Annotated in this window: 27 protein-coding genes; 19 read left to right on the top strand and 8 right to left on the bottom strand. The window is 59.0% G+C overall.

Annotation, left to right across the window (positions count from 1 at the left end; translation table 11 throughout):
- Positions 1 to 27: 27 nt before the first annotated feature.
- On the top strand, positions 28 to 1,494 hold the full coding sequence (locus ACZ89E_RS11605) for a hypothetical protein (protein ID WP_476255684.1): 1,467 nt from the start codon (positions 28 to 30) through the stop codon (positions 1,492 to 1,494).
- Between the two features lie 32 nt (positions 1,495 to 1,526).
- Here the strand turns inward: ACZ89E_RS11605 and ACZ89E_RS11600 are convergent, their stop codons facing one another.
- Positions 1,527 to 2,237, bottom strand: a complete 711-nt coding sequence (locus tag ACZ89E_RS11600) for an alpha/beta fold hydrolase (RefSeq protein ID WP_476255683.1) — start codon at positions 2,235 to 2,237, stop codon at positions 1,527 to 1,529.
- Between the two features lie 157 nt (positions 2,238 to 2,394).
- Here ACZ89E_RS11600 and ACZ89E_RS11595 point away from each other — a divergent pair, with 157 nt between their 5' ends.
- Positions 2,395 to 2,850, top strand: a complete 456-nt coding sequence (locus ACZ89E_RS11595; RefSeq protein WP_149658841.1) for a DUF2214 family protein — start codon at positions 2,395 to 2,397, stop codon at positions 2,848 to 2,850.
- A gap of 185 nt (positions 2,851 to 3,035) precedes the next feature.
- Here the strand turns inward: ACZ89E_RS11595 and csrA are convergent, their stop codons facing one another.
- Entirely contained in the window at positions 3,036 to 3,230 is a 195-nt protein-coding gene (gene csrA, locus ACZ89E_RS11590) for a carbon storage regulator CsrA (RefSeq protein ID WP_007938114.1), read from the bottom strand.
- Positions 3,231 to 3,479: 249 nt separating this feature from the next.
- On the opposite strand from csrA, the gene ACZ89E_RS11585 reads away from it, so the two are divergent.
- Together ACZ89E_RS11585 and ACZ89E_RS11580 are read left to right on the top strand one after the other, a co-directional pair.
- On the top strand, positions 3,480 to 3,857 hold the full coding sequence (locus ACZ89E_RS11585) for an SPOR domain-containing protein (protein WP_133836989.1): 378 nt from the start codon (positions 3,480 to 3,482) through the stop codon (positions 3,855 to 3,857).
- Positions 3,858 to 3,961: 104 nt separating this feature from the next.
- Positions 3,962 to 4,864: a siderophore-interacting protein gene (locus ACZ89E_RS11580; RefSeq protein WP_476255682.1), complete on the top strand. Its 903-nt coding sequence runs from the start codon at positions 3,962 to 3,964 to the stop codon at positions 4,862 to 4,864.
- Positions 4,865 to 4,920: 56 nt separating this feature from the next.
- Here the strand turns inward: ACZ89E_RS11580 and ACZ89E_RS11575 are convergent, their stop codons facing one another.
- From ACZ89E_RS11575 to ACZ89E_RS11565, 3 genes are all read right to left on the bottom strand, one after another.
- Entirely contained in the window at positions 4,921 to 5,610 is a 690-nt protein-coding gene (locus tag ACZ89E_RS11575; protein ID WP_149658838.1) for an endonuclease, read from the bottom strand.
- A 4-nt stretch (positions 5,611 to 5,614) separates the two neighbouring features.
- Entirely contained in the window at positions 5,615 to 5,884 is a 270-nt protein-coding gene (locus tag ACZ89E_RS11570) for a DUF1654 domain-containing protein (RefSeq protein ID WP_476257043.1), read from the bottom strand.
- 177 nt (positions 5,885 to 6,061) lie between these two features.
- A complete protein-coding gene (locus ACZ89E_RS11565; RefSeq protein WP_149658836.1) occupies positions 6,062 to 7,150 on the bottom strand; it encodes an asparaginase in 1,089 nt (362 codons plus the stop codon).
- A gap of 348 nt (positions 7,151 to 7,498) precedes the next feature.
- Here ACZ89E_RS11565 and ACZ89E_RS11560 point away from each other — a divergent pair, with 348 nt between their 5' ends.
- The 8 genes from ACZ89E_RS11560 (at position 7,499) to ACZ89E_RS11525 (ending at position 15,146) form a co-directional block, all read left to right on the top strand.
- On the top strand, positions 7,499 to 7,963 hold the full coding sequence (locus tag ACZ89E_RS11560; protein WP_133836994.1) for a hypothetical protein: 465 nt from the start codon (positions 7,499 to 7,501) through the stop codon (positions 7,961 to 7,963).
- Between the two features lie 194 nt (positions 7,964 to 8,157).
- A complete protein-coding gene (locus tag ACZ89E_RS11555) occupies positions 8,158 to 9,111 on the top strand; it encodes a substrate-binding domain-containing protein (protein ID WP_476255681.1) in 954 nt (317 codons plus the stop codon).
- A 56-nt stretch (positions 9,112 to 9,167) separates the two neighbouring features.
- On the top strand, positions 9,168 to 10,721 hold the full coding sequence (locus ACZ89E_RS11550; RefSeq protein WP_476255680.1) for a sugar ABC transporter ATP-binding protein: 1,554 nt from the start codon (positions 9,168 to 9,170) through the stop codon (positions 10,719 to 10,721).
- Entirely contained in the window at positions 10,718 to 11,695 is a 978-nt protein-coding gene (locus tag ACZ89E_RS11545; RefSeq protein ID WP_123599265.1) for an ABC transporter permease, read from the top strand. Before ACZ89E_RS11550 ends, ACZ89E_RS11545 begins: the two co-directional genes overlap by 4 nt.
- Before the next feature lie 3 nt (positions 11,696 to 11,698).
- Positions 11,699 to 12,718 (top strand): LacI family DNA-binding transcriptional regulator, encoded by a 1,020-nt coding sequence (locus tag ACZ89E_RS11540; protein ID WP_476255679.1) that lies wholly within the window; start codon positions 11,699 to 11,701, stop codon positions 12,716 to 12,718.
- Between the two features lie 36 nt (positions 12,719 to 12,754).
- Positions 12,755 to 13,672, top strand: coding sequence for a ribokinase (gene rbsK, locus ACZ89E_RS11535; RefSeq protein ID WP_476255678.1), 918 nt, complete (start codon positions 12,755 to 12,757; stop codon positions 13,670 to 13,672).
- Complete coding sequence (gene rbsD / locus ACZ89E_RS11530; RefSeq protein WP_476255677.1) at positions 13,669 to 14,073, top strand: D-ribose pyranase; 405 nt, start codon at positions 13,669 to 13,671, stop codon at positions 14,071 to 14,073. Before rbsK ends, rbsD begins: the two co-directional genes overlap by 4 nt.
- Before the next feature lie 44 nt (positions 14,074 to 14,117).
- Positions 14,118 to 15,146 (top strand): nucleoside hydrolase, encoded by a 1,029-nt coding sequence (locus ACZ89E_RS11525; RefSeq protein WP_149658830.1) that lies wholly within the window; start codon positions 14,118 to 14,120, stop codon positions 15,144 to 15,146.
- Positions 15,147 to 15,178: 32 nt separating this feature from the next.
- Here the strand turns inward: ACZ89E_RS11525 and ACZ89E_RS11520 are convergent, their stop codons facing one another.
- A complete protein-coding gene (locus tag ACZ89E_RS11520; protein WP_149658829.1) occupies positions 15,179 to 15,391 on the bottom strand; it encodes a hypothetical protein in 213 nt (70 codons plus the stop codon).
- 131 nt (positions 15,392 to 15,522) lie between these two features.
- Here ACZ89E_RS11520 and ACZ89E_RS11515 point away from each other — a divergent pair, with 131 nt between their 5' ends.
- Together ACZ89E_RS11515 and ACZ89E_RS11510 are read left to right on the top strand one after the other, a co-directional pair.
- Positions 15,523 to 15,828, top strand: coding sequence for a hypothetical protein (locus ACZ89E_RS11515; protein WP_133837002.1), 306 nt, complete (start codon positions 15,523 to 15,525; stop codon positions 15,826 to 15,828).
- Between the two features lie 166 nt (positions 15,829 to 15,994).
- Positions 15,995 to 16,312, top strand: a complete 318-nt coding sequence (locus tag ACZ89E_RS11510; protein ID WP_348133888.1) for an I78 family peptidase inhibitor — start codon at positions 15,995 to 15,997, stop codon at positions 16,310 to 16,312.
- A gap of 73 nt (positions 16,313 to 16,385) precedes the next feature.
- On the opposite strand, the gene ACZ89E_RS11505 is transcribed toward ACZ89E_RS11510, so the two are convergent.
- Together ACZ89E_RS11505 and ACZ89E_RS11500 are read right to left on the bottom strand one after the other, a co-directional pair.
- Positions 16,386 to 16,598, bottom strand: a complete 213-nt coding sequence (locus tag ACZ89E_RS11505) for a cold-shock protein (protein ID WP_003179963.1) — start codon at positions 16,596 to 16,598, stop codon at positions 16,386 to 16,388.
- A 292-nt stretch (positions 16,599 to 16,890) separates the two neighbouring features.
- A complete protein-coding gene (locus ACZ89E_RS11500; protein ID WP_149658827.1) occupies positions 16,891 to 17,193 on the bottom strand; it encodes a hypothetical protein in 303 nt (100 codons plus the stop codon).
- Positions 17,194 to 17,568: 375 nt separating this feature from the next.
- Between ACZ89E_RS11500 and thrS the strand changes: the two genes are divergently transcribed.
- The 5 genes from thrS to pheS all read left to right on the top strand — a co-directional run bounded on the left by thrS (position 17,569) and on the right by pheS (position 21,807).
- Positions 17,569 to 19,491, top strand: a complete 1,923-nt coding sequence (gene thrS / locus ACZ89E_RS11495; protein ID WP_010455934.1) for a threonine--tRNA ligase — start codon at positions 17,569 to 17,571, stop codon at positions 19,489 to 19,491.
- Positions 19,491 to 20,042, top strand: coding sequence for a translation initiation factor IF-3 (gene infC / locus ACZ89E_RS11490; protein WP_176469887.1), 552 nt, complete (start codon positions 19,491 to 19,493; stop codon positions 20,040 to 20,042). Before thrS ends, infC begins: the two co-directional genes overlap by 1 nt.
- Before the next feature lie 60 nt (positions 20,043 to 20,102).
- Complete coding sequence (gene rpmI / locus ACZ89E_RS11485; RefSeq protein WP_008145659.1) at positions 20,103 to 20,297, top strand: 50S ribosomal protein L35; 195 nt, start codon at positions 20,103 to 20,105, stop codon at positions 20,295 to 20,297.
- A 27-nt stretch (positions 20,298 to 20,324) separates the two neighbouring features.
- The gene (gene rplT / locus ACZ89E_RS11480; RefSeq protein WP_007905879.1) at positions 20,325 to 20,681 is read left to right on the top strand and encodes a 50S ribosomal protein L20; all 357 of its coding nucleotides are present in this window, start codon (positions 20,325 to 20,327) and stop codon (positions 20,679 to 20,681) included.
- A gap of 109 nt (positions 20,682 to 20,790) precedes the next feature.
- On the top strand, positions 20,791 to 21,807 hold the full coding sequence (gene pheS / locus ACZ89E_RS11475; protein WP_123403705.1) for a phenylalanine--tRNA ligase subunit alpha: 1,017 nt from the start codon (positions 20,791 to 20,793) through the stop codon (positions 21,805 to 21,807).

The raw sequence follows: 21,807 nt of genomic DNA, 5'->3' as shown, positions 1-21,807 counted from the left end.
TATTGAAAACACACACGAGGATTGACCATGGACTCGATATCTCCCAGCCGCACGCAGCCTTTGCTTCAACACGAAATGCAGCCGCTCGGCGCCTCCACTTCCGCCAGCGCTGCCACGGCGATAACCAACGGCGAGCCACAGGCCCTGACAGACCTGAAAGCAAAAATGACCGAGCTGTTCAGGGGTGACCGCACCGAAGAAAACGGTGCTCAGATGGATGAATTGGTGCAGGGGCGGGCCAACAAGCTGCATGAAATGGGGATTGACTCGAACGCGGTCGATCTGTTGCTGGACAAGGCCGAACGCATGGACCGGGTGACGGTTCCGACCCAGGGCGCCGTGGGCGGCTTGCCGTTCGGCGTGGTGACCGTGGTGCTCGACAAAGTGCCCGGGGTGACGGCCGATGCTGTCGGGAATCCGGGCTATACCGGTTTCATTGCCGGGGCCATGTCGGGGGCGGCCGATGTGGTGGGCGCGGGGCTGCTGACCAAGGCGACCGAAGATTCGATGTGGCTCAAGGCGCCGGCCGACAAGCTTGAGGACATCATGGCCGCCTCGCAGAAGACCAAGACCGAGGCCAATCCGCTCAAGCAGGCCGGGCAAAGCGCCACGGCACTGCAGACCTTTACCGTGCGTAACGTCGCGCGCCTGGCTGTCGCGGCATCGCTCAATGCCACGGTCGGGCCCAAGGCTGCTGCGGCGGCAGATACGGCCATTGGTTCGTTGGGCGGCATGGCTGCCGGCTCTGGCTATGCCATGCTCATGCATAAACATCAAAAAGCCGCAGGTCTGGTCGGTGGGGCGCAGTTGTTCGGGCGTAAAGACTGGGAAAAGCAAATCATTGAACTGAGAGATTGCAGTCCCTCCCGGCAATACATCAACGGCGCCAAACGCGCCGCCAAATTTCCCCTGGACGTTGCGACCGATACCTTGAGTTCTGTGCGCAAGGTTTTTGAAGGCGGCAACCTCCTGACTAATGGCGGTGCGTTGGCAGGCGGTTTCGCGTTGACGAGCATGGCGCGAAACGCGGCCAAGACCGCGGCGCTCAGTCACGGGTTGCCGGCGGGGGCCGTTGCCGCAGCGGACCATGCGGTCAACGTCGCGGGTTCGGCATTGACCTTCGCCGCCTACGGTGCCGCGGGTGTGCTGGCCGGAAAAGCGACGGACAAAGGCGTCAAGGTGATTCAGGAAGACATTCCACCCAAGGCGCAGAAACTGGCGGACGGTGCCCAGAAAGGCATTGAGACCGGGGCGAAGGCCACCGGCAAGTTTGCCGGCGACACCTATGACTCGGCCAAGGCAGGCTTGGCCGAGGCCGGCACAGCGATTGGTGATGCCTACACCTCTGGCACGACGGCCATCGGGGAAGCCTACGACTCCGGCACGACAGCGCTTGGCAATGTGGCGCGTTCCGGGGCCGACAGGGTGGGCGAGCTGGCCGAGCGTTCGGGGTTGCGCCGACGCCAGGATCCTCCCAATGGTAACCCGGCCTGAAGCAACGCCCGGATGTGCAAGCACCGGGGACTTCAACCGATTTGCCGCGCTTGCAGAAACCCGAGGACGAGGCTCGCCGCTTCATCGGGTGCTGCCTGAAGCAGGCAGTGCGGCGCGTTGACGTCGAGCACTTGCACGTGCGGCTTCTGTTCCACGATGCACCGCGCGGCAGCCTCGGGCACCACGCGGTCCCGGGTGGCACGTAGATACACCGTGGGCACCTCGATGTGGGCAAGCTGCGCCGACACATCGACGCCGAGCACCGACCGCAGTCGTGCGCGCATTACCGAGGGGCTGACCTGATTGATCGCTCGGCTCAGGGCCATGCGCAAGGCCGGGGTGGAGAATCGACCGAGCAGCAGTGGGCTGAACCACCCGGCAGGCACGGCGCCAATCGGCAGGAGGTTGACCAGCCAGCTCAAACGATTGAACAGCGGTCGCGGGTTTCGGGCAAACGTGCAGCAGAGCACCAGCCCGACTTGCTGCGGCAGGCGTAAAGCCGTGAGGGCGAGGGCGATCGGTCCCGAGAAGGATTCCCCGAGCAGCACGAACGGGCGGTCGGTGGGCAGCGACTGCCTGGCAAGGGCTTGCAGTTCCTCGTAACTCAGCGGGATGTCGCTGGGGTAGGTCACGACAATGACGTCGCAGGCGTGCCCGAGGGCTGACACGAACGGTTCGAACAGTTCACCTGTGCCATCCATTCCCGGCAGCAGGACAAGCGTCGGCAGGTTTGATCGGTCCATGTGTTCCTTCCTTGGCGAGTCGCCATTCTGGCCCATTTGACTCAGCGCATGCTGGTCAGAATTGGCCTCTTTTTCTGTGGGACGCTGGCAGGCAGATCTCCAGGTTTTGGGCTACTACTGACAAGCCCTTTTCCATTTCCCTGTCAGGAGCTTCCTTATGTTGTTTCACTGGTTTCTCGCGGCGATCCACCTCTTGGCATTTGCCATGGGCCTCTGGGGCGTGCTGACCCGAGGCACGGCTTTAAGCCGCCTGGCCGCAGGCACGGCGCCGGTCCGCAACGTGCTGGTGGCCGATAACGTGTGGGGGATTTCGGCGGGGATATTGCTGGTCACAGGTTTGATGCGGGCGTTTGGCGGGTATGAAAAAGGCACCGACTATTACCTGCATCAGCCGCTGTTTCACCTCAAGATGACGCTGTTCGTGATTATCCTGCTGCTCGAGCTGGCGCCGATGATCACCTTGATCAAGTGGCGGATCGCCTTGGGGCGGGGCACGGCAATTGATTTGGGGCGGGCGAAACTGTTCGCCCGCATCAGCCATGTCGAAGCGTTGTTGTTGATGCTGATGGTGATTGCGGCCACCGGCATGGCTCGGGCGGTGACCTTCGGGTAGCAGTGCCGGATTCGTCGGGGTTAAAGCGAAAAGTCTGACAGCCATGGCGTAGCCGAAGCCGTTAGTATCGGCCTCACGAAATGCGGGAAGGATTGAGGGACGAGCGTTCAACAAAATACCGAGCATGAATCTTTAGCCAGCCATTGCGCTGAAGCGAACGGGCTGGCTGCTGACTGCAACAGGATTCAGGGTGTTTGCGGCTTGTCTGGAGCGGTCAGGCCAGCCTGAATGCGTTGATAGATCTCTTCGCGATGCACGGCAACGTCTTTCGGAGCGTTGATGCCGATCCTGACTTGCTGGCCGCTAACGCCCAGAATGGTGATAGTGATGTCATCACCGATGTTTATGCTTTCACCGACTTTGCGGGTGAGTATCAGCATGGTCTTCTCCTTGATTGCTTTGTAGGGCACCTGATTCAGACAGTGCAGAGGTCGGTGTAGTTATAGATTAGTGCGAAGTCTCACGGTTTGGGTGCCTCTTTCTGACGCGCAGATGCTGCATTAATTCCCAAGGCGTAACTATACAGAGGCCGCAACCATGATTCTCGTTGTTTTATGCCCATTTTGCGGCACTCGGGAAGTATTCATGAATGCTAAAATCCGCGCTTTTGGCATTCAGAGGGAAGCGTTGTGCGCAAAATGGCCTTGGTAATCGCAGTATTGGCGTTGGCAGGATGTGGTGAAGGCAAGGATGCGAGCGCTCAAAAGACGCCATCCGCGACTGTTTCCGCACCGGTAACGGCACCGGCCGTTGCAGCGGGTCCGCAATGGGATCTCGAAGTGCGCGGCGAAACAACCCAGGCGGTCAGCGACCTGAGCGGCTGGCTGATCGAGCACAGCTTCGTGTCCAATGTGGTCCGGGAAAACGGCAAGGACCGGATCCTGCTCGGTCCGTTCGCTACCAAAGCCGAGGCCGAGGCCCGCCAGGCCGACTTGAACGCGGCCCTGACCCGGGCGAAAAAGATGAACATCGAATCGCTGATCATCGAGCGTCCGGCGGCGCAATAACCGCGCATTTGTTCAGGCGCCGTTCAGCGGGGAATCCTAAAGGGTGTCCACGGTGACTCGTATCTATACGTAGTCATTGTCGATTCCCAGAAGGAGCTCCCCCTATGGCCTCCACCCATCCTTACAAAATGTTCGACGCGGTCTTGCGGAGCAAGCAGACTCTGAGCCCGCACATGATGCGCGTCACCTTGGCCGGGCCGATGGTCACCGAAATGGCCACCTGGGCACCGGATCAACGGGTGAAGCTGTTCTTTCCGGCAGAAGACGGATCGCCCGCCAGTCTGGCGCATGACGACGGCTGGTACGCCCGCTACCGCTTAATGCCGGTGGCCCAGCGTCCGGCGATGCGCACCTACACCATCCGTCATTTACGTGCCGAGCAGGGCGAAGTCGATATCGATTTCGTGTTGCACGGTGAAACCGGCCCGGCGTCCCGTTGGGCCATCCGTGCGCTGCCGGGCGCCTCGATCCAGATCACCGCGCCGGATCGGCATTTTTCGGCGCAGGATGCGGGCGGTTTCGAATGGAAGCCGCCTCAGGCACTCAAGCAAGTGTTGCTGATCGCTGATGGAACTGCGTTGCCGGCAGCACTCGGGATACTCGATGAGCTGGCGGCCATGGCCGAGCCGCCGGTGACCCAGGCTTTCTTTGAAGTCGACAGCCGGGAAGATGCCTTGCCGGTGCCGGACTGGCCCGGGCTGTCTGTTGAATGGCTGATTCGGGGGCACGCGGGCGCGGGGTCGCTGATGGTCGAGGCCGTCCAGCGGGCAAACCTGCCGACATTGACCTCCAAAGCATCCGAAACAGTGGAATTGGCGCCAGTCGATGTCGACGGGGACATCCTCTGGGAAACCTCCGACTCGGCCAGTGAGGGTTTCTACGGCTGGATCGCCGGGGAGACGGTCGCGGTGATGAGCCTGCGCAAGTACTTGATCAAGGAACGCGGCATTCCCCGTGAGTCGCTCAACCTGATGGGCTACTGGCGCTACAACAAAGTCGGCGGTTAGAACGAACAAAGGCCTCGGGTTTTAAAACCCGAGGCCTTTGCGTTTCCAGCATGTGTTCAACTGCAGGCTTTCATGTCCACCGGGCCGACAAACTCGTTGCCGCGTCCCATCACGCACGCCACGCTTTGATTGCGCTGACGCTCCCAGGTTTGCACCGGGTAGGTCTTGTTCCAGGCTTCATACAATTGGCGATCCTGTTTGGACAAGCGCAAACCGTACTGCTTGCTCATGTAGAAATACGTCCGGGCGATCATCCCGCGAATCGAAGGGCGGGGCATGACCTTCTTCGCCTTGAAGTCGACCTGGGTCAGGCACGAACCGTATTGACCCGATTGCACCGGCAGCCAGCCAAAACTGAAGTTGCTGCGGTCGCCATTCACCTCACCGATGCTCGGCACCAGGTTGTGCAAATCGGCCTCGGCCTTTTGATAAACCGGATCGTAACGCGTGCAGTTCTTGCGTCCGCCCGACTGCCAGCACTGACGCTGATGGCCGATCTGCCACGCCGGAACAATGTGTTCCCACTCAATGCGAGCGGCCCGCTTGGCACTTTTGCGCGGCACATAACCGCAGGCGGCGAGGTCCACCTTGTTGCCGGTGTATTTGCAGCCGCAATAAAACTCGGTGGATTGCGGTGCGTAAAGTTTCCAGGCGACCTTCTTGGCTTCGTTGAAGGTACGGGGCGCGGCAGCCTGGGCGCCCGTGGCGATGAACAGAAGCAGCAAAGCTAAACAACGGACGCTCATTGACTCAATCTTCCTTCGGCACAACCCAGAAAATCTGCACGCCGCCATCGTCGCGATAGGCGAGGGTGACGTTATCGTTTTCGTCGATTTCCTCGAGCAGGCGTTCCCATTCGTCCACCGGTTCGTCGGGCAGGCGAAAGATCAAGGCCGCTTTGGCCTTCTGGGCACTTTGGGAATTGATGATTTTTTGAACGCGCAGACCCATGCGTTCAAAGGAGTCAGGAGAGGCAGGGGGAGAGGCCACGGAATTATCCTTATTAAGCTGTACGTGCATACAGTATTTAACTGTAGGCATTTTCGCAACTGCTTAAATTTCAAGAAAATCCTCTGACAGTGGTTTTTTCCGTTTGATGTAGGACGCTGGAGATTATTTTGTTGGACGCTAGCCACTCACCCATTTGGGCGAGTGGCGCAAGCGGTGCCCGACCGGAACCGGTCGGGCGAGGGTGGATCAGTATTCCCAGAACATCCGTTGCAGCTCTTTGCTGTCGTTGGTCTTGGTCAGCGCGACCATGGCCAGGATGCGTGCTTTCTGTGGGTTCAAGTCATGCGCCACCACCCAGTCGTACTTGTCGTCAGGCTGTTCAGCGTTACGCAGCACGAAGCCGCCGGCGTTGACGTGGGACGAACGGATGATTTGCACGCCATCCTTGCGCAGGGCTTGCAAGGTGGGAACGACGCGCGAAGACACCGAACCGTTGCCGGTGCCGGCATGGATGATCGCTTTGGCGCCCGATTGGGCCAGGGCTTTGTAGGCGGTATCGCTGACGTTGCCGTAGGAATAGGCGATTTCTACGTCAGGCAGGCTCTTGATGTTCTTGATGTCGAATTCCGAGTCCATGGTGTGGCGCTTGGCCGGCAGGCGGAACCAGTAGGATTTGCCTTCGACCACCATGCCCAGCGGGCCCCAGGCACTTTTGAAGGCCTCGGTCTTGATGTTGATCATTTTGCTGACATCGCGTCCGGACTGGATTTCATCGTTCATGGTCACCAGTACGCCTTTGCCGCGTGCTTCTTTGCTGCTGGCCACGGCCACGGCGTTGTACAGGTTCAGCATGCCGTCGGCCGACATCGCGGTGCCTGGACGCATGGAGCCGACCACGATGATCGGCTTGTCGGTTTTTTCCACCAGGTTCAGGAAGTAGGCGGTTTCTTCCAGGGTGTCGGTGCCGTGGGTGATGACGATGCCATCGACGTCTTTGCTGTCGGCCAGTTCCGCCACGCGGCGGCCCAGTTGCAGCAGGTTGTCGTTGGTGATGCTTTCGGAGGCGATCTGCATGACTTGTTCGCCACGCACGTTAGCCAGTTGGCTGAGTTCCGGTACGCCGGCGATCAGTTGCTCGATACCGACCTTGGCCGCCTGGTAGGTGGCGCTGTTGGCCGCGCTGGCGCCAGCGCCGGCAATGGTGCCACCGGTGGCCAGGACGACGACGTTAGCCAGTTTCTGTTGGGTTTCGGCTTCTTTTGCCTGAAGGGCGGTGGGCAGGAGCAGCAGGAGGGCCAAAGCGCCCGGAATAAAGGTGTTGAAAGCAGATTTCATTATTTTCTCTCTAGTAGTGAGACGGTGCTGATGCAGGTTCATCTAGATACGCCCCCGGCGGATCTGAACGCCTGGGGTGCACGAGAAGGAGCAGGATCTGTACCAGCGCTACTGTGAATGAGATAAAACTTTAAGTTGATGATTTATATCAGTATTTACGCGGACGGCAGTGAAGTCCAACAAGCTGCTGTCCGGGTTTCCGAATACGTTGAGTATTTACGTTCGGTTCTCCGAAAGGGCCTACGATCTTTGCTGATTTGATTACCTTGCTGAATGTCGAATCCGTGCTAAAGAAAATGCCGCGCTGGTCGATGGTTCTCTAAAGGGATCTTTCTTTCAGGAGTGGACATGTCGTTATCAGTTGGTCTTCCCAACCCCGCAGGCGTCACCATTGGTGGCAAATCCGCTGCGACGATCCGTGCGCTGAACGAGGCCGCGCAGGCCGAGGCAGACAAAGCGCTCGGCACTAAAAAAGAAGAAGACAGCAAGGTCGTCAAGACCGGCCCGGTGGGGTTGGATAAAAGCTCCGGCACCGAGGCGGCGGCCGAAGAAAAAAGCAACCAGAGTCTGGCGGTGAAAATGCTGCTCAAGCGCATGCAAGAGCTGCAACAGCAACTGCGCGAGCAACAGCAGCAATTGGCTGCGGCCCAGGCGGCGTCCTATCCGACACCGGAAGCCAAGGCCACCGTGCTCATGTCGATTCAAGGGCAGATTGCCGACACCAACGGCGCCTTGCTGGAAGTGGCCGCCAGTCTGGTCAAGGAACTGGCCAAGGGTGCCAGCACCGGATCGGTAGTCAATACCACCGCTTAAGCTATAGTTCGTTTTTGCCGGCCAGGGCACAAAATGGTCGTTTCTGATCGTTGACAAATCCTGGCAGGGTTCGCATAGTTCGGTCTACGCAAACGTTTGCGCGGCAGTCATGATGGCTCGATCCACTCTGACTGCCCTGTCGCCTGCGCCAGCGCAAGCGTTGCTCACAATAATCATAAGATCGGAGTGAACCCATGAAGCTGCCATTCGCTGGACGTCTTCTCGCTGTCGCTATGCTGGCTGCCGCATCCGCCGCGTTGCCCCTCTCTTCGGCTTTCGCCGACACTGAAAAACCTAAAGTCGCGCTGGTCATGAAATCCCTGGCCAACGAATTCTTCCTGACCATGGAAGACGGCGCCAAGGCCTATCAGAAAGACCATACTGCTGATTTCGACCTGATCTCCAACGGGATCAAGGACGAAACCGATACCGCCGGCCAAACGCGCATCGTCGAGCAAATGATCCTGGCCAAGGTCAATGCGCTGGTCATCGCGCCGGCTGACTCCAAGGCCATGGTGCCGGTGATCAAGAAAGCCGTCGACGCCGGTATCACCGTGATCAACATCGACAACCAACTCGACCCGGACGTGGTCAAGAGCAAGAACATCACCGTTCCCTTCGTAGGCCCGGACAACCGCAAAGGCGCGCGTCTGGTGGGCGAATACCTGGCCAAGCAACTGAAGGCCGGTGACGAAGTCGGCATCATCGAAGGCGTGTCCACCACCACTAATGCCCAGCAGCGTACCGCGGGCTTTAAAGACGCGATGGAAGCGGCGAATATCAAGGTCGTATCCCTGCAGTCCGGGGACTGGGAGATCGATAAAGGCAACAAGGTTGCCGCCTCGATCCTCAGCGAATACCCGGAAGTCAAAGCCCTGCTGGCCGGTAACGACAGCATGGCCGTCGGCGCCGTTTCCGCCGTTCGCGCAGCGGGCAAGGCGGGCAAAGTGCAAGTGGTCGGCTACGACAACATCAATGCCATCAAGCCGATGCTCAAGGATGGCCGTGTCCTGGCCACCGCTGACCAGTTTGCCGCCAAGCAAGCCGTGTTCGGTATCGAGACAGCGCTGAAAATCATCAAGGGCGAGAAAGTCGACAGCGGCACCAACGGCGTGATCGAAACTCCGGTAGAGCTGGTCACCAAGTAGTCCTTCTGGCGACACAACGGCGCTCGCCCGTCCGGGCGAGCGCATGGAGAGTTTTTATGTCAGTTTCCGCCCCGAACGCTGTCCTCTCGGTCAGCGGTATCGGTAAGACCTATGCCCAACCGGTCCTGACCGGCATCGACCTGACGCTGATGCGCGGCGAAGTGCTGGCGCTGACCGGTGAGAACGGCGCCGGTAAAAGCACCCTGTCGAAGATCATTGGCGGGCTGGTCACGCCGACCACCGGCCAGATGCAATTCCAGGGTCAGGAATACCGCCCCGGCAGCCGCACCCAGGCCGAAGACCTGGGCATCCGCATGGTCATGCAAGAGCTCAATCTGTTGCCGACCCTGTCGGTGGCGGAAAACCTGTTTCTCGATAACCTGCCGAGCAACGGTGGCTGGATCAGCCGCAAGCAATTGCGTAAAGCCGCGATCGAAGCGATGGCCCAGGTCGGCCTCGACGCGATTGACCCGGACACCCTGGTCGGCGAACTGGGCATCGGGCACCAGCAAATGGTCGAGATCGCCCGCAACCTGATCGGCGACTGCCATGTTCTGATCCTCGACGAACCGACCGCGATGCTGACGGCCCGTGAGGTCGAGATGCTTTTCGAACAGATCACGCGCCTGCAAGCCCGTGGCGTGTCGATCATCTACATTTCCCACCGCCTCGAAGAACTGGCGCGCGTCGCCCAGCGCATTGCGGTGCTGCGCGACGGCAACCTGGTCTGCGTCGAACCGATGGCCAACTACAACAGCGAGCAACTGGTCACGCTGATGGTCGGTCGCGAACTGGGCGAACACATGGACATGGGCGTGCGCAAGATCGGCGCGCCCGCCTTGACGGTCAAGGGGCTGACCCGTTCCGACAAGGTGCGTGACGTGTCTTTCGAAGTCCGTGCCGGCGAGATCTACGGCATTTCCGGGTTGATCGGGGCAGGGCGTACCGAGTTGCTGCGCCTGATCTTCGGCGCCGACACGGCGGACAGCGGCACGGTTGCGCTGGGGTCGCCGGCCAAGGTCGTGAGCATTCGCTCCCCGGCTGACGCGGTCGCTCACGGCATCGCGCTGATCACGGAAGACCGCAAAGGCGAAGGCCTGCTGCTGACCCAATCGATCAGCGCCAACATCGCCCTGGGCAACATGCCGGTGATTTCCAGTGCGGGCGTCGTCAACAATGGTGATGAAATGGCGCTGGCCCAGCGGCAGATCGACGCCATGCGCATCCGCAGTTCCAGCCCGACGCAACTGGTGTCCGAGCTGTCCGGCGGCAACCAGCAGAAAGTCGTAATCGGCCGTTGGCTGGAGCGCGATTGTTCGGTGATGTTGTTCGACGAGCCGACCCGGGGCATCGACGTCGGCGCCAAGTTCGACATCTATGCCTTGCTCGGCGAATTGACGCGCCAGGGCAAAGCGCTGGTGGTGGTGTCCAGTGACCTGCGGGAACTGATGCTGATTTGCGACCGGATCGGCGTGTTGTCGGCGGGGCGTCTGATCGACACGTTCGAGCGCGACAGCTGGACCCAGGATGATTTGCTTGCCGCCGCTTTTGCCGGCTACCAAAAACGTAATGCGTTGCTCAACGAAGCAGCGCCTAGGGATCTTCCATGAAAACTGCAACGTCTGCCGGTAAACGTAGTGGCAATTTTTACGGCCTCGGCACCTACCTGGGCCTGGCCGGTGCCTTGCTGGCGATGGTCGCGCTGTTCTCGGTGTTGAGCAGCCATTTTCTGTCGTACGACACCTTCAGTACCCTGGCCAACCAGATTCCCGACTTGATGGTGCTGGCGGTTGGCATGACCTTCGTGCTGATCATCGGCGGCATCGACCTGTCGGTCGGTTCGGTGCTGGCACTTGCTGCGTCGGCGGTCAGCGTGGCGATTCTCGGCTGGGGCTGGAGCGTGTTGCCGGCGGCTTTGCTCGGCATGGCGGTGGCGGCGTTGGCCGGGACTATTACCGGTTCGATCACCGTGGCCTGGCGGATCCCGTCGTTCATCGTGTCCCTCGGCGTGCTGGAAATGGCCCGCGGCCTGGCGTACCAGATGACCGGCTCGCGCACGGCTTACATCGGTGATGCTTTCGCCTGGCTGTCCAACCCGATTGCCTTCGGTATTTCGCCCTCGTTCATCATTGCCTTTGTGATCATCATCGTCGCCCAGGCCGTGTTGACCCGGACCGTGTTCGGTCGTTACCTGATCGGCATCGGCACTAACGAAGAAGCGGTGCGCCTGGCCGGGATCAATCCAAAGCCTTACAAGATTCTGGTATTCAGCCTGATGGGCCTGCTGGCCGGTATCGCCGCGCTGTTCCAGATTTCCCGTCTGGAAGCCGCGGACCCGAATGCCGGTTCCGGCCTGGAGCTGCAAGTGATCGCCGCCGTGGTGATCGGCGGCACCAGCCTGATGGGCGGCCGTGGCTCGGTGATCAGCACGTTCTTCGGCGTATTGATCATTTCCGTACTGGCAGCCGGCCTGGCGCAGATCGGCGCGACCGAGCCGACCAAACGCATCATCACCGGTGCGGTTATCGTGGTGGCGGTGGTCCTGGATACTTATCGCAGTCAGCGCGCAAGCCGGCGGACCTGATTCATGGCAACGATCAAGGATGTGGCGGCACTTGCCGGGATTTCCTACACCACGGTGTCCCATGTGGTGAACAAGACGCGGCCAGTCAGCGAAGAAGTGCGGGTGAAAGTCGAGGCGGCGATCAAGAGTCTCGACTACGTGCCTAGCGCCGTCGCGCGGTCGTTGAAAGCCAAAACCACGGCGACCATCGGTTTGCTGGTGCCCAACAGCCTCAACCCGTACTTCGCCGAACTGGCCCGGGGCATCGAGGATTATTGCGAGCGTAATGGCTACTGCGTGATCCTCTGCAACTCCGACGACAACCCGGACAAGCAGCGCAGCTATTTAAGGGTGCTGCTGGAAAAACGCATCGACGGCTTGATCGTGGCCTCGGCCGGTGGCGATGCCGGGCTCGCCGAAGGCCTGGCCGGCGTGCGCACGCCAATGGTGATTGTCGACCGTGGGCTGGATGGGGTGAACGCCGACCTGGTGCGCATCGACCACGAATACGGCGCCTACCTGGCCACCCGGCACTTGCTGGAACTGGGCCACCGGGACATCGCCACCATCGGCGGGCCGGCGGATACCAGCGTGGCGCAGATGCGTCTGGCCGGTTACTGCCGGGCGTTGAAAGAGGCGGGCGTCGAAGTACCTTGCGAGCGCATGCTGGAAAGCGACTTCACCAGTACCGGCGGCTACAGTGCTGCGGCGATCCTGCTGGAAAAGAATCCGCCCAGCGCGATTTTTGCCGGTAACGACATGATCGGTATCGGTGTGCTGCGAGCGGCCGCCGAGCGCAATATTCGAGTGCCCAGCGAGTTGTCGGTGATCGGCTTCGATGACATTCAAATGAGTCGTTATGTCTACCCGGCGCTGACCACCGTCGGCCAGTCGATCCTGCAACTGGGTGAGATGGCCGCCGAAGTGTTGTTGCGCCGGATTGCCACGCCGGACCTGGCCACCGATCAACGGATCGTGACCCCGAGCATTGTCTTGCGGGAATCGACTGCGCCGCTGGCCGGTGTGTTCTCCGAATTCCGCTGAAAGCACCGCAGAAACCGAATTAATGAGTAGTGACGTATGCCAGCAAAAGTAGTGGTAATAGGCAGCCTGAACATGGACCTGGTGACCCGGGCGCCACGGCTGCCCCGTGGCGGTGAAACGCTGATCGGCCAGTCGTTCTCTACCGTCTCCGGCGGCAAGGGTGCGAACCAGGCCGTGGCCGCCGCGCGACTGGGTGCCCAAGTGGCAATGGTCGGCTGTGTCGGGACTGATGCCTATGGCCAGGAACTGCGCGGGGCGCTGTTGGCCGAGCAGATCGATTGTCAGGCCGTCAGCCTCGTCGACGGCGCCAGCGGCGTGGCCCTGATCGTGGTCGATGACAACAGCCAGAACGCGATCGTGATTGTCGCCGGCGCCAACGGCGCGCTGACGCCTGAAGTGATCGATCGTTTCGACGCGGTATTGCAAGCGGCGGACGTGATCGTCTGTCAGCTGGAAGTGCCGGATGCCACGGTCGGGCATGCGCTCAAGCGCGGTCGTGAACTGGGCAAGACCGTGATTCTCAACCCGGCGCCGGCCAGTCGTCCGCTGCCGGCGGATTGGTATGCGTCCATCGACTACCTGATCCCCAACGAAAGCGAAGCGTCGGCCCTGAGCGGGTTGCCGGTGGATTCCCTCGAAACCGCCGAAACCGCCGCCACCCGGCTGATCGGCATGGGCGCAGGCAAGGTGATCATCACCCTCGGTGCCCAAGGCTCGTTGTTTGCCGACGGCACAGGCTTCACGCATTTCCCTGCGCCAAAGGTGCAAGCGGTGGATACGACGGCGGCGGGTGACACCTTTGTCGGCGGTTTCGCCGCGGCGCTGGCGTCAGGCAAAACCGAGGCCGAGGCGATCCGTTTCGGCCAGGTCGCGGCGGCGCTGTCCGTGACCCGTGCCGGTGCCCAGCCCTCCATTCCAACCTTGTCCGACGTACAGGCCTTCAAGACACCATGAAAAAGACACCTTTGCTAAATGTCGCGCTGTCGCGGCTGATCGCCTCCCTGGGCCATGGCGACATGGTGGTGATTGGCGACGCCGGCCTGCCGGTACCGCCGGGCGTCGAACTGATCGACCTGGCCCTGACCCACGGGATTCCGGATTTCGTCAGCACCTTGAAAGTGGTGCTCAGCGAAATGCAGGTCGAGAGCCATGTGCTCGCCCAGGAGATCCTCGGCAAGCAACCGGTGGCCCTGGCGACCCTGGATCAACTGAATACCGAAGGCGCATTGGGCACGCGCGAGCTGCTCAGCCATGACCAATTCAAAGTCCTGAGCCGACAGGCGCGGGCGATTGTTCGTACCGGCGAATGCTCGCCGTACTGCAACATCGTGCTGGTGTCCGGGGTGACGTTCTAACCCGCTGTATCCCTTTCTGCTGTCCCACGCACAAGGAGTGCGCTATGCACCGCTATGCTCAGAAACTGCATCATCTGCTCCGGAGTCTGCTGCTTTTGTCCCTGATTACCGCAACAAGCGCCCAGGCGGCGGAAAAAATCGACTTGATCATCGACACCGACCCGGGTGCCGACGACGTGGTCGCCTTGCTGTTTGCCCTGGCGTCGCCGGAAGAACTGAACATCCGCGCGCTGACCACCGTGGCCGGCAACGTGCGTCTGGACAAGACCTCGCGTAACGCGCGATTGGCTCGCGAGTGGGCAGGGCGCGAAGAAGTGCCGGTCTACGCGGGCGCGCCGAAACCGCTGATGCGCACGCCGATCTACGCCGAGAACATCCATGGCAAGGAAGGCCTGTCGGGTGTCACCGTGCACGAACCGAAGAAAGGCCTGGCCGAGGGCAATGCGGTCAACTACCTGATCGATACCCTGAAAGCCGCCAAGCCCCACAGCATCACCATCGCCATGCTTGGTCCACAGACCAACCTGGCCCTGGCGCTGATCCAGGAACCTGAAATTGTTCAGGGCATCAAGGAAGTGGTGATCATGGGCGGTGCGCACTTCAATGGCGGCAACATCACCCCGGTGGCCGAGTTCAACCTGTTCGCCGACCCTCAGGCTGCGGAAGTGGTGCTCAAGAGTGGCGTGAAGCTGACCTACCTGCCGCTGGACGTGACCCACAAGATCCTCACCAGCGACGCGCGCCTGAAGCAGATCGCTGCGCTCAACAACAATGCCGGCAAGATCGTGGGCGATATTCTCAATGAATATGTCAAAGGCGATATGGAGCACTACGGCATCCCGGGTGGCCCGGTGCATGACGCCACCGTCATTGCCTACCTGCTGAAGCCGGAGCTGTTCACCGGTCGTTCGGTCAACGTAGCGATCGACAGCCGCGAAGGCATTACCTTTGGCCAGACCGTCGTTGACTGGTATGACGGCCTGAAAGCTCCGAAGAATGCCTTCTGGGTCGAGAATGGCGATGCTCAGGGCTTCTTCGACCTGCTGACCCAGCGTCTGGCCCGTCTGAAGTAAGCGTTACACCCGCAGGTGCCAGCCTGCGGGTTTTATTCCCTGCCTGACTCCACAACGCCGAGGTAATCCGCCGGGTATTTTTCGAATACCTGGGTGATGAACAACTGGGCGGCTTGTGTCCCCAATTCCTTGACCAAAAGATCGATCCCAATGATTGCCAGCTCCTCCGGGCTGCCGGGGCTGTAAGAGCTGTGGCCCTGTGCCCACTTGGCTTTGATGTCGGCGTCGATACTTACGGTGGTCATGATGGCGCTCGTGAAGTCGGAAAAGTCTGAGCGTCGAGTTAACCATTTTGCGCGGCATTTGGCACTCCGACTTAGGCATGAGGGGAGGGCTATGCGACACTTGGTCTTTGATGGATTTCAAGGACCGCGCTGTGCAGATCGATTTGAACACCCCTGACGGCTTGACCCTTGAAGCCGTGCGCCAACTGCTGGCCTCTGCCAGCGATGATGAGCACACCCAGCTGCGGGTAACAAAGGGCGGCATCGCTTACATTTCGTCAGGCGTCGTCGGCGGCACCGACATCGGTGGGCTGCTGTTTCGTCTGGAGACGTGGGCCAAGGGCTCGGGGTATGTGGGAAATGTCGCGGCCAGTGACGAGGTCTGGGTCATGCAGATCTTCAACGCGTTGAAAGAGAACTGGCCGCATCCGCTTTACGACTACATCGATGTTTATTGAGCATTGTTCATATTCAGTCACGATTCAGTGGTGAACGACACGGCGATGCTCAGGCAAACTCGGCGATTGTCCAGGTCGAGGGCAGGGCGATAGCGCTGCCTGTGAAACCAAACGCCGGAATGGCGGTCGCACGAACTCAGCTTAACTATTGAATAAAGGAGGCTTCATGCCTTGGAAGCTCGCGTCATTGGGTACTTTGCTGGCCGTTGCCATGCTGGCCGGTTGCAGCACTCCCTCCACCGAGTCGGCAAAGGACCCTGTGGTGACCGACACCGGCCATAGCCGTTGTGATTCAGAAGCGGCGCAATTCATCATCGGTAAAAAGGCCTCGCCGGAACTGCTGGAACAGGCGCGTACTCGCGCAGGTGCGCAGAATGCCCGGATCCTCAAGCCCGACGATATGGTGACCATGGAATACCGTTCCGATCGCCTGAACCTGAACACCGATGACAACCTGGTGATCACGCGCGTCAACTGCGGCTGATCGCTGTACCGCTTTTGTTTCGCCCATAAAAAACCCCGTCACATGGACGGGGTTTTTTTAGTGCGCCAGAAACTTACTCTGGGCGAACTTGTGCAGCTTGCATACCCTTTTGGCCTTTCTCAGCCACGAAGGAAACGGTCTGGCCTTCTTTCAGGCTTTTGAAACCGTCGCTTTCGATAGCTTTGAAGTGTACGAACAGGTCGTCACCGCCACCTTGAGGAGTGATGAAGCCGAAGCCTTTTTCATCGTTGAACCATTTAACGGTGCCGGTTTGGCGATTAGACATGGTGTATCTCCAAGAAACATATATTTTCAGTAGTACTGTGCTGCTCAGGCCAACTGGGCACACGGGACTATCATAGTCGAAATGTACGGTTTGGGAGCCCCCCGGAGGGATTGTTTGCCCTGTAACCGTGCCTTGTTTGTTGCTTCGTCGGTCTGAAAGCCCCGTTTTAAAAGGCTTTCAGCCAAAAGTAAAGACGATAAAAAAAGCTGTAAAACCTGCATAAATTGTACGAAAAGGCGCTTTTTGGAGGCTTTTCATCGGCTATTGGGGCCTTCAAAGCGTCCTTTTAGGCTTATTTTTTTGCCTTGTTATCGGCTTTGCACGCTCCGATCTGGGTCAATGCCTTACGTTGCAGCGCTTCATCAGCCTTGTTATCCATCAAGGCCTGAAGGTCCTTGGCTGGGTACGATTTAATCGCGTCAGCGCCACAGGCACAGTGAGCCTTAGCCGCGGCCGCACCAATCTGAGGAGTGGCGGCCTGAGTGCACTGATCCATGTATTTCTCGCGTTCACCCTTCGGCCAATCGGCATGGGCGGCCAGCGGCAACAACAGGACGATGGGTGCGACTACAGCGAACAAACGATTCAGACGCATGCTGGGATGCTCCTTGTGGGTCAATGTCTTGATATCAGAGGGGTGAAACGGCGTTCAAGTTCAGCACTCTGGCATAAAAGCGCCTGATTTGCCGCAGCAGAAAACCGCGCTACCGCGACGACCGTTCATCTGTGCTAGCATGCCTCGCTCGGGCTTTTGCGGGCTGCGGATGACGTTCAGTCCCGGCAGCGGCAAAGGCACGAATAACCCCTGATTTGAATCCCAGTCACTCTGGTTCGGTTTTCCGGTTGGCCGCAAGGCTCCTGCCGCTGTAAGGCAGGCGTTCGTCATTGAATGGCCTGGATCGGATCTTGTACTGGCTCATCCCAACCCACGTGACCTTTGGTAGGGGTCACCACTAGGAGAGGAGGCGCCATGCCAACTATTACTCTTCCCGACGGCAGTCAACGTTCATTCGACCACCCGGTTTCCGTAGCCGAGGTCGCCGCATCCATTGGTGCTGGCCTGGCCAAAGCCACCGTGGCCGGCAAGGTCAATGGCAAGCTGGTCGACGCCAGCGACATCATCGACAGCGATTCCACGCTGCAAATCATTACGCCAAAGGATGAAGAGGGGCTGGAGATCATTCGCCACTCTTGCGCCCACCTGGTTGGCCATGCGGTCAAGCAGTTGTACCCGACGGCCAAAATGGTCATCGGCCCGGTCATCGACGAAGGCTTCTATTACGACATCGCCTTCGAGCGTCCTTTTACGCCGGACGACCTGGCCGCGATCGAACAGCGCATGCAGCAGCTGATCGAAAAAGATTACGACGTGATCAAGAAAGTCACTCCGCGCGCCGAAGTGATCGAAGTGTTCAAGGCTCGTGGCGAAGACTACAAGTTGCGCCTGGTCGAGGACATGCCGAACGAGCAGGCCATGGGCCTGTACTATCACGAAGAATACGTCGACATGTGCCGCGGTCCGCACGTGCCGAACACGCGCTTCCTGAAATCATTCAAGCTGACCAAGTTGTCCGGCGCCTACTGGCGTGGCGATGCCAAGAACGAGCAATTGCAGCGCGTCTACGGCACAGCTTGGGCGGACAAGAAGCAGCTGGCAGCTTACATCCAGCGCATCGAAGAAGCTGAAAAGCGCGATCACCGCAAGATCGGCAAACGCCTGGGCCTGTTCCACACCCAGGAAGAGTCGCCGGGCATGGTGTTCTGGCACCCGAACGGCTGGACCCTGTACCAGGTGCTTGAGCAGTACATGCGCAAGGTGCAGCGCGATAACGGCTACCTGGAGATCAAGACTCCGCAGGTCGTTGACCGCAGCCTGTGGGAGAAATCCGGGCACTGGGCCAACTACGCCGACAACATGTTCACCACTCAGTCGGAAAACCGCGACTACGCCATCAAGCCGATGAACTGCCCGTGCCACGTGCAGGTGTTCAATCAGGGCCTGAAAAGCTACCGCGAGCTGCCGATGCGCCTGGCCGAATTCGGTGCTTGCCACCGTAACGAGCCATCAGGTGCATTGCACGGCATCATGCGTGTACGTGCGTTCACCCAGGATGACGCCCACATCTTCTGCACCGAAGAGCAGATGCAGGCCGAATCCGCTGCGTTCATCAAGCTGACCATGGACGTTTATGCCGACTTCGGCTTTAAAGACGTCGAGATGAAGCTGTCCACTCGTCCGGAAAAGCGCGTCGGCTCCGACGAATTGTGGGATCGCGCCGAAGCTGCATTGGCTGCAGCCCTTGATAGCGCTGGCTTGCCGTACGATTTGCAGCCGGGCGAAGGTGCTTTTTATGGTCCGAAGATCGAATTCTCGCTGAAAGATTGCCTTGGCCGAGTCTGGCAGTGTGGTACCCTTCAGCTCGATTTTAATCTGCCTGTTCGTCTGGGAGCCGAATACGTCTCCGAAGACAACAGTCGCAAGCACCCGGTTATGTTGCACCGGGCGATCCTCGGATCCTTCGAACGTTTTGTCGGAATCCTGATCGAGCACTACGAGGGCGCGTTCCCTGCGTGGCTGGCTCCGACCCAGGCAGTGATCATGAACATCACTGATAAACAGGCTGATTTCGCCGCCGAGGTTGAAAAAACTCTCAACGAAAGCGGATTTCGTGCCAAGTCTGACTTGAGAAATGAAAAGATCGGCTTTAAAATCCGCGAGCATACTTTGCTCAAGGTTCCTTATCTCTTGGTTATCGGAGATCGGGAAGTCGAGATGCAGACTGTCGCTGTGCGTACTCGTGAAGGTGCTGACCTGGGCTCGATGCCCGTCGCCCAATTCGCTGAGTTCCTCGCTCAAGCGGTTTCCCGGCGTGGTCGCCCAGATTCGGAGTAATTACTATTAAGCGTGAAATGAGACAAGATAAACGAGCTGCACCGAAAGCCCCGATCAACGAGAATATCTCGGCACGCGAGGTTCGGTTAATTGGGGCTGAGGGTGAGCAGCTTGGGATTGTGTCAATTGAAGACGCGCTTCTTAAGGCTGAAGAGGCCAAACTGGATTTGGTGGAAATTTCCGCCGATGCAGTGCCCCCTGTTTGCAAACTGATGGACTACGGCAAATCGATCTTCGAAAAGAAGAAGCAGGTTGCCGCTGCCAAGAAAAACCAGAAGCAGATCCAGGTTAAAGAAATCAAGTTTCGTCCAGGGACGGAGGAAGGGGATTACCAGGTAAAACTGCGCAACCTGGTACGTTTCCTGAGTGATGGGGACAGGGCCAAGGTATCCTTGCGATTCCGCGGCCGTGAGATGGCCCACCAGGAGCTGGGGATGGAACTCCTCAAGCGAGTTGAAGGTGACTTGCTCGAGTACGGTTCGGTCGAACAGCATCCTAAGATGGAAGGACGCCAGCTGATCATGGTCATCGCCCCGAAAAAGAAGAAGTAATCAATAGGGCACGGCAGGCCTTCTGATTATGTTTATCAACTGAATGCGGAGTATCCGAACATGCCAAAAATGAAAACTAAAAGTGGTGCTGCTAAGCGGTTTCTGAAAACTGCTAACGGTATCAAGCACAAGCACGCTTTCAAGAGCCACATCCTGACTAAAATGTCGACCAAGCGTAAGCGTCAACTGCGCGGTAGCAGCTTGCTGGCACCGTGTGACGTGGCAAAAGTCGAGCGCATGCTGCGCCTTCGTTAATTTAGTCAAGAATAGAGGAAGTAACTCATGGCTCGTGTAAAGCGTGGCGTCATTGCCCGTAAACGTCACAAAAAAATTCTGAAACTTGCTAAAGGCTACTACGGCGCTCGCTCGCGCGTATTCCGTGTTGCCAAACAAGCGGTAATCAAGGCAGGCCAATACGCCTACCGTGACCGTCGTCAGAAAAAACGTCAGTTCCGCGCTCTGTGGATCGCTCGTATCAACGCTGGTGCACGTATCAACGGTCTGTCCTACAGCCGTTTCATCGCCGGCCTGAAAAAAGCGTCCATCGAGATCGACCGTAAGGTTCTGGCTGATCTGGCAGTGAACGAAAAAGCGGCGTTTGCTGCGATTGTCGAGAAAGCTAAAGCCACCTTGGCTTAAGTACCCCCGACAGTCACCCGGCCTCACCTCTGTGGGGTCAGGTGTTAAACGTCATAAATAGGGGAAGAGCCTTCAAGCTCTTCCCCTATTTTGTATCTGGAGTCTGTACATGGAAAACCTGGACGCGCTGGTCGCTCAAGCTCTAGAGGCTGTGCAAAGCGCTGAAGATATCAATGCCCTGGAGCAAATCCGGGTTCACTACCTTGGCAAAAAGGGCGAATTGACTCAGGTGATGAAGACCCTGGGGAATTTGCCGGCAGAAGAGCGTCCGCAAGTCGGCGCCCTGATCAACGTTGCCAAGGAGCGTGTCACAGAGGTTCTCAATGCGCGAAAGGCACTGTTTGACGAGGCTGATCTAGCCGCCAAATTGTCCGCCGAGTCGATTGACGTGACCCTGCCTGGCCGTGGCCAGACCTCCGGTGGTCTGCACCCGGTTACTCGCACTCTGGAACGTATCGAGCAGTTCTTCACCCACATCGGCTACGGCATCGCCGAAGGCCCTGAGGTCGAAGACGACTACCACAACTTCGAAGCGCTCAACATCCCAGGCCATCACCCGGCCCGGTCGATGCATGACACCTTCTATTTCAATGCCAACATGTTGCTGCGCACCCATACCTCGCCGGTACAGGTCCGCACCATGGAATCGAAACAACCGCCGATCCGCATCGTCTGCCCAGGCCGTGTGTATCGCAGCGATTCGGATATCACCCACTCGCCGATGTTCCACCAGGTCGAAGGCCTGCTGGTTGACCGCGACATCAATTTCGCCGACCTGAAAGGCACCATCGAGGAATTCCTGCGGGTGTTCTTCGAGAAAGAACTGGCCGTGCGTTTCCGTCCTTCGTACTTCCCGTTCACCGAGCCATCCGCTGAAGTCGACATGGAATGCGTGATGTGCAGCGGTAAAGGCTGCCGCGTCTGCAAACAGACGGGCTGGCTGGAAGTCATGGGCTGCGGCATGGTTCACCCGAACGTGCTGCGCATGTCCGGGATCGACCCGGAAGAGTTCTCGGGCTTTGCCTTCGGCATGGGCGTTGAGCGTCTGGCCATGCTGCGTTACGGCGTGAACGACTTGCGTCTGTTCTTCGACAACGACTTGCGGTTCCTCGCGCAATTTCGCTAG

It is taken from the genome of Pseudomonas sp. TE3899 (assembly GCF_056279105.1).
This window is presented reverse-complemented; position numbering and strand designations above follow the sequence as displayed.

Bases quoted from the DNA above. Each gene is read 5' to 3' on its own strand.
- ACZ89E_RS11605 (WP_476255684.1), top strand. From the start codon at position 28: ATGGACTCGATATCTCCCAGCCGCACGCAGCCTTTGCTTCAACACGAA.
- ACZ89E_RS11600 (WP_476255683.1), bottom strand. From the start codon at position 2,237: ATGGACCGATCAAACCTGCCGACGCTTGTCCTGCTGCCGGGAATGGAT.
- ACZ89E_RS11595 (WP_149658841.1), top strand. From the start codon at position 2,395: ATGTTGTTTCACTGGTTTCTCGCGGCGATCCACCTCTTGGCATTTGCC.
- csrA (WP_007938114.1), bottom strand. From the start codon at position 3,230: ATGCTGATACTCACCCGCAAAGTCGGTGAAAGCATAAACATCGGTGAT.
- ACZ89E_RS11580 (WP_476255682.1), top strand. From the start codon at position 3,962: ATGGCCTCCACCCATCCTTACAAAATGTTCGACGCGGTCTTGCGGAGC.
- ACZ89E_RS11575 (WP_149658838.1), bottom strand. From the start codon at position 5,610: ATGAGCGTCCGTTGTTTAGCTTTGCTGCTTCTGTTCATCGCCACGGGC.
- ACZ89E_RS11570 (WP_476257043.1), bottom strand. From the start codon at position 5,884: ATGCACGTACAGCTTAATAAGGATAATTCCGTGGCCTCTCCCCCTGCC.
- ACZ89E_RS11565 (WP_149658836.1), bottom strand. From the start codon at position 7,150: ATGAAATCTGCTTTCAACACCTTTATTCCGGGCGCTTTGGCCCTCCTG.
- ACZ89E_RS11560 (WP_133836994.1), top strand. From the start codon at position 7,499: ATGTCGTTATCAGTTGGTCTTCCCAACCCCGCAGGCGTCACCATTGGT.
- ACZ89E_RS11555 (WP_476255681.1), top strand. From the start codon at position 8,158: ATGAAGCTGCCATTCGCTGGACGTCTTCTCGCTGTCGCTATGCTGGCT.
- ACZ89E_RS11550 (WP_476255680.1), top strand. From the start codon at position 9,168: ATGTCAGTTTCCGCCCCGAACGCTGTCCTCTCGGTCAGCGGTATCGGT.
- ACZ89E_RS11545 (WP_123599265.1), top strand. From the start codon at position 10,718: ATGAAAACTGCAACGTCTGCCGGTAAACGTAGTGGCAATTTTTACGGC.
- ACZ89E_RS11540 (WP_476255679.1), top strand. From the start codon at position 11,699: ATGGCAACGATCAAGGATGTGGCGGCACTTGCCGGGATTTCCTACACC.
- rbsK (WP_476255678.1), top strand. From the start codon at position 12,755: ATGCCAGCAAAAGTAGTGGTAATAGGCAGCCTGAACATGGACCTGGTG.
- rbsD (WP_476255677.1), top strand. From the start codon at position 13,669: ATGAAAAAGACACCTTTGCTAAATGTCGCGCTGTCGCGGCTGATCGCC.
- ACZ89E_RS11525 (WP_149658830.1), top strand. From the start codon at position 14,118: ATGCACCGCTATGCTCAGAAACTGCATCATCTGCTCCGGAGTCTGCTG.
- ACZ89E_RS11520 (WP_149658829.1), bottom strand. From the start codon at position 15,391: ATGACCACCGTAAGTATCGACGCCGACATCAAAGCCAAGTGGGCACAG.
- ACZ89E_RS11510 (WP_348133888.1), top strand. From the start codon at position 15,995: ATGCCTTGGAAGCTCGCGTCATTGGGTACTTTGCTGGCCGTTGCCATG.
- ACZ89E_RS11505 (WP_003179963.1), bottom strand. From the start codon at position 16,598: ATGTCTAATCGCCAAACCGGCACCGTTAAATGGTTCAACGATGAAAAA.
- ACZ89E_RS11500 (WP_149658827.1), bottom strand. From the start codon at position 17,193: ATGCGTCTGAATCGTTTGTTCGCTGTAGTCGCACCCATCGTCCTGTTG.
- thrS (WP_010455934.1), top strand. From the start codon at position 17,569: ATGCCAACTATTACTCTTCCCGACGGCAGTCAACGTTCATTCGACCAC.
- rpmI (WP_008145659.1), top strand. From the start codon at position 20,103: ATGCCAAAAATGAAAACTAAAAGTGGTGCTGCTAAGCGGTTTCTGAAA.
- rplT (WP_007905879.1), top strand. From the start codon at position 20,325: ATGGCTCGTGTAAAGCGTGGCGTCATTGCCCGTAAACGTCACAAAAAA.
- pheS (WP_123403705.1), top strand. From the start codon at position 20,791: ATGGAAAACCTGGACGCGCTGGTCGCTCAAGCTCTAGAGGCTGTGCAA.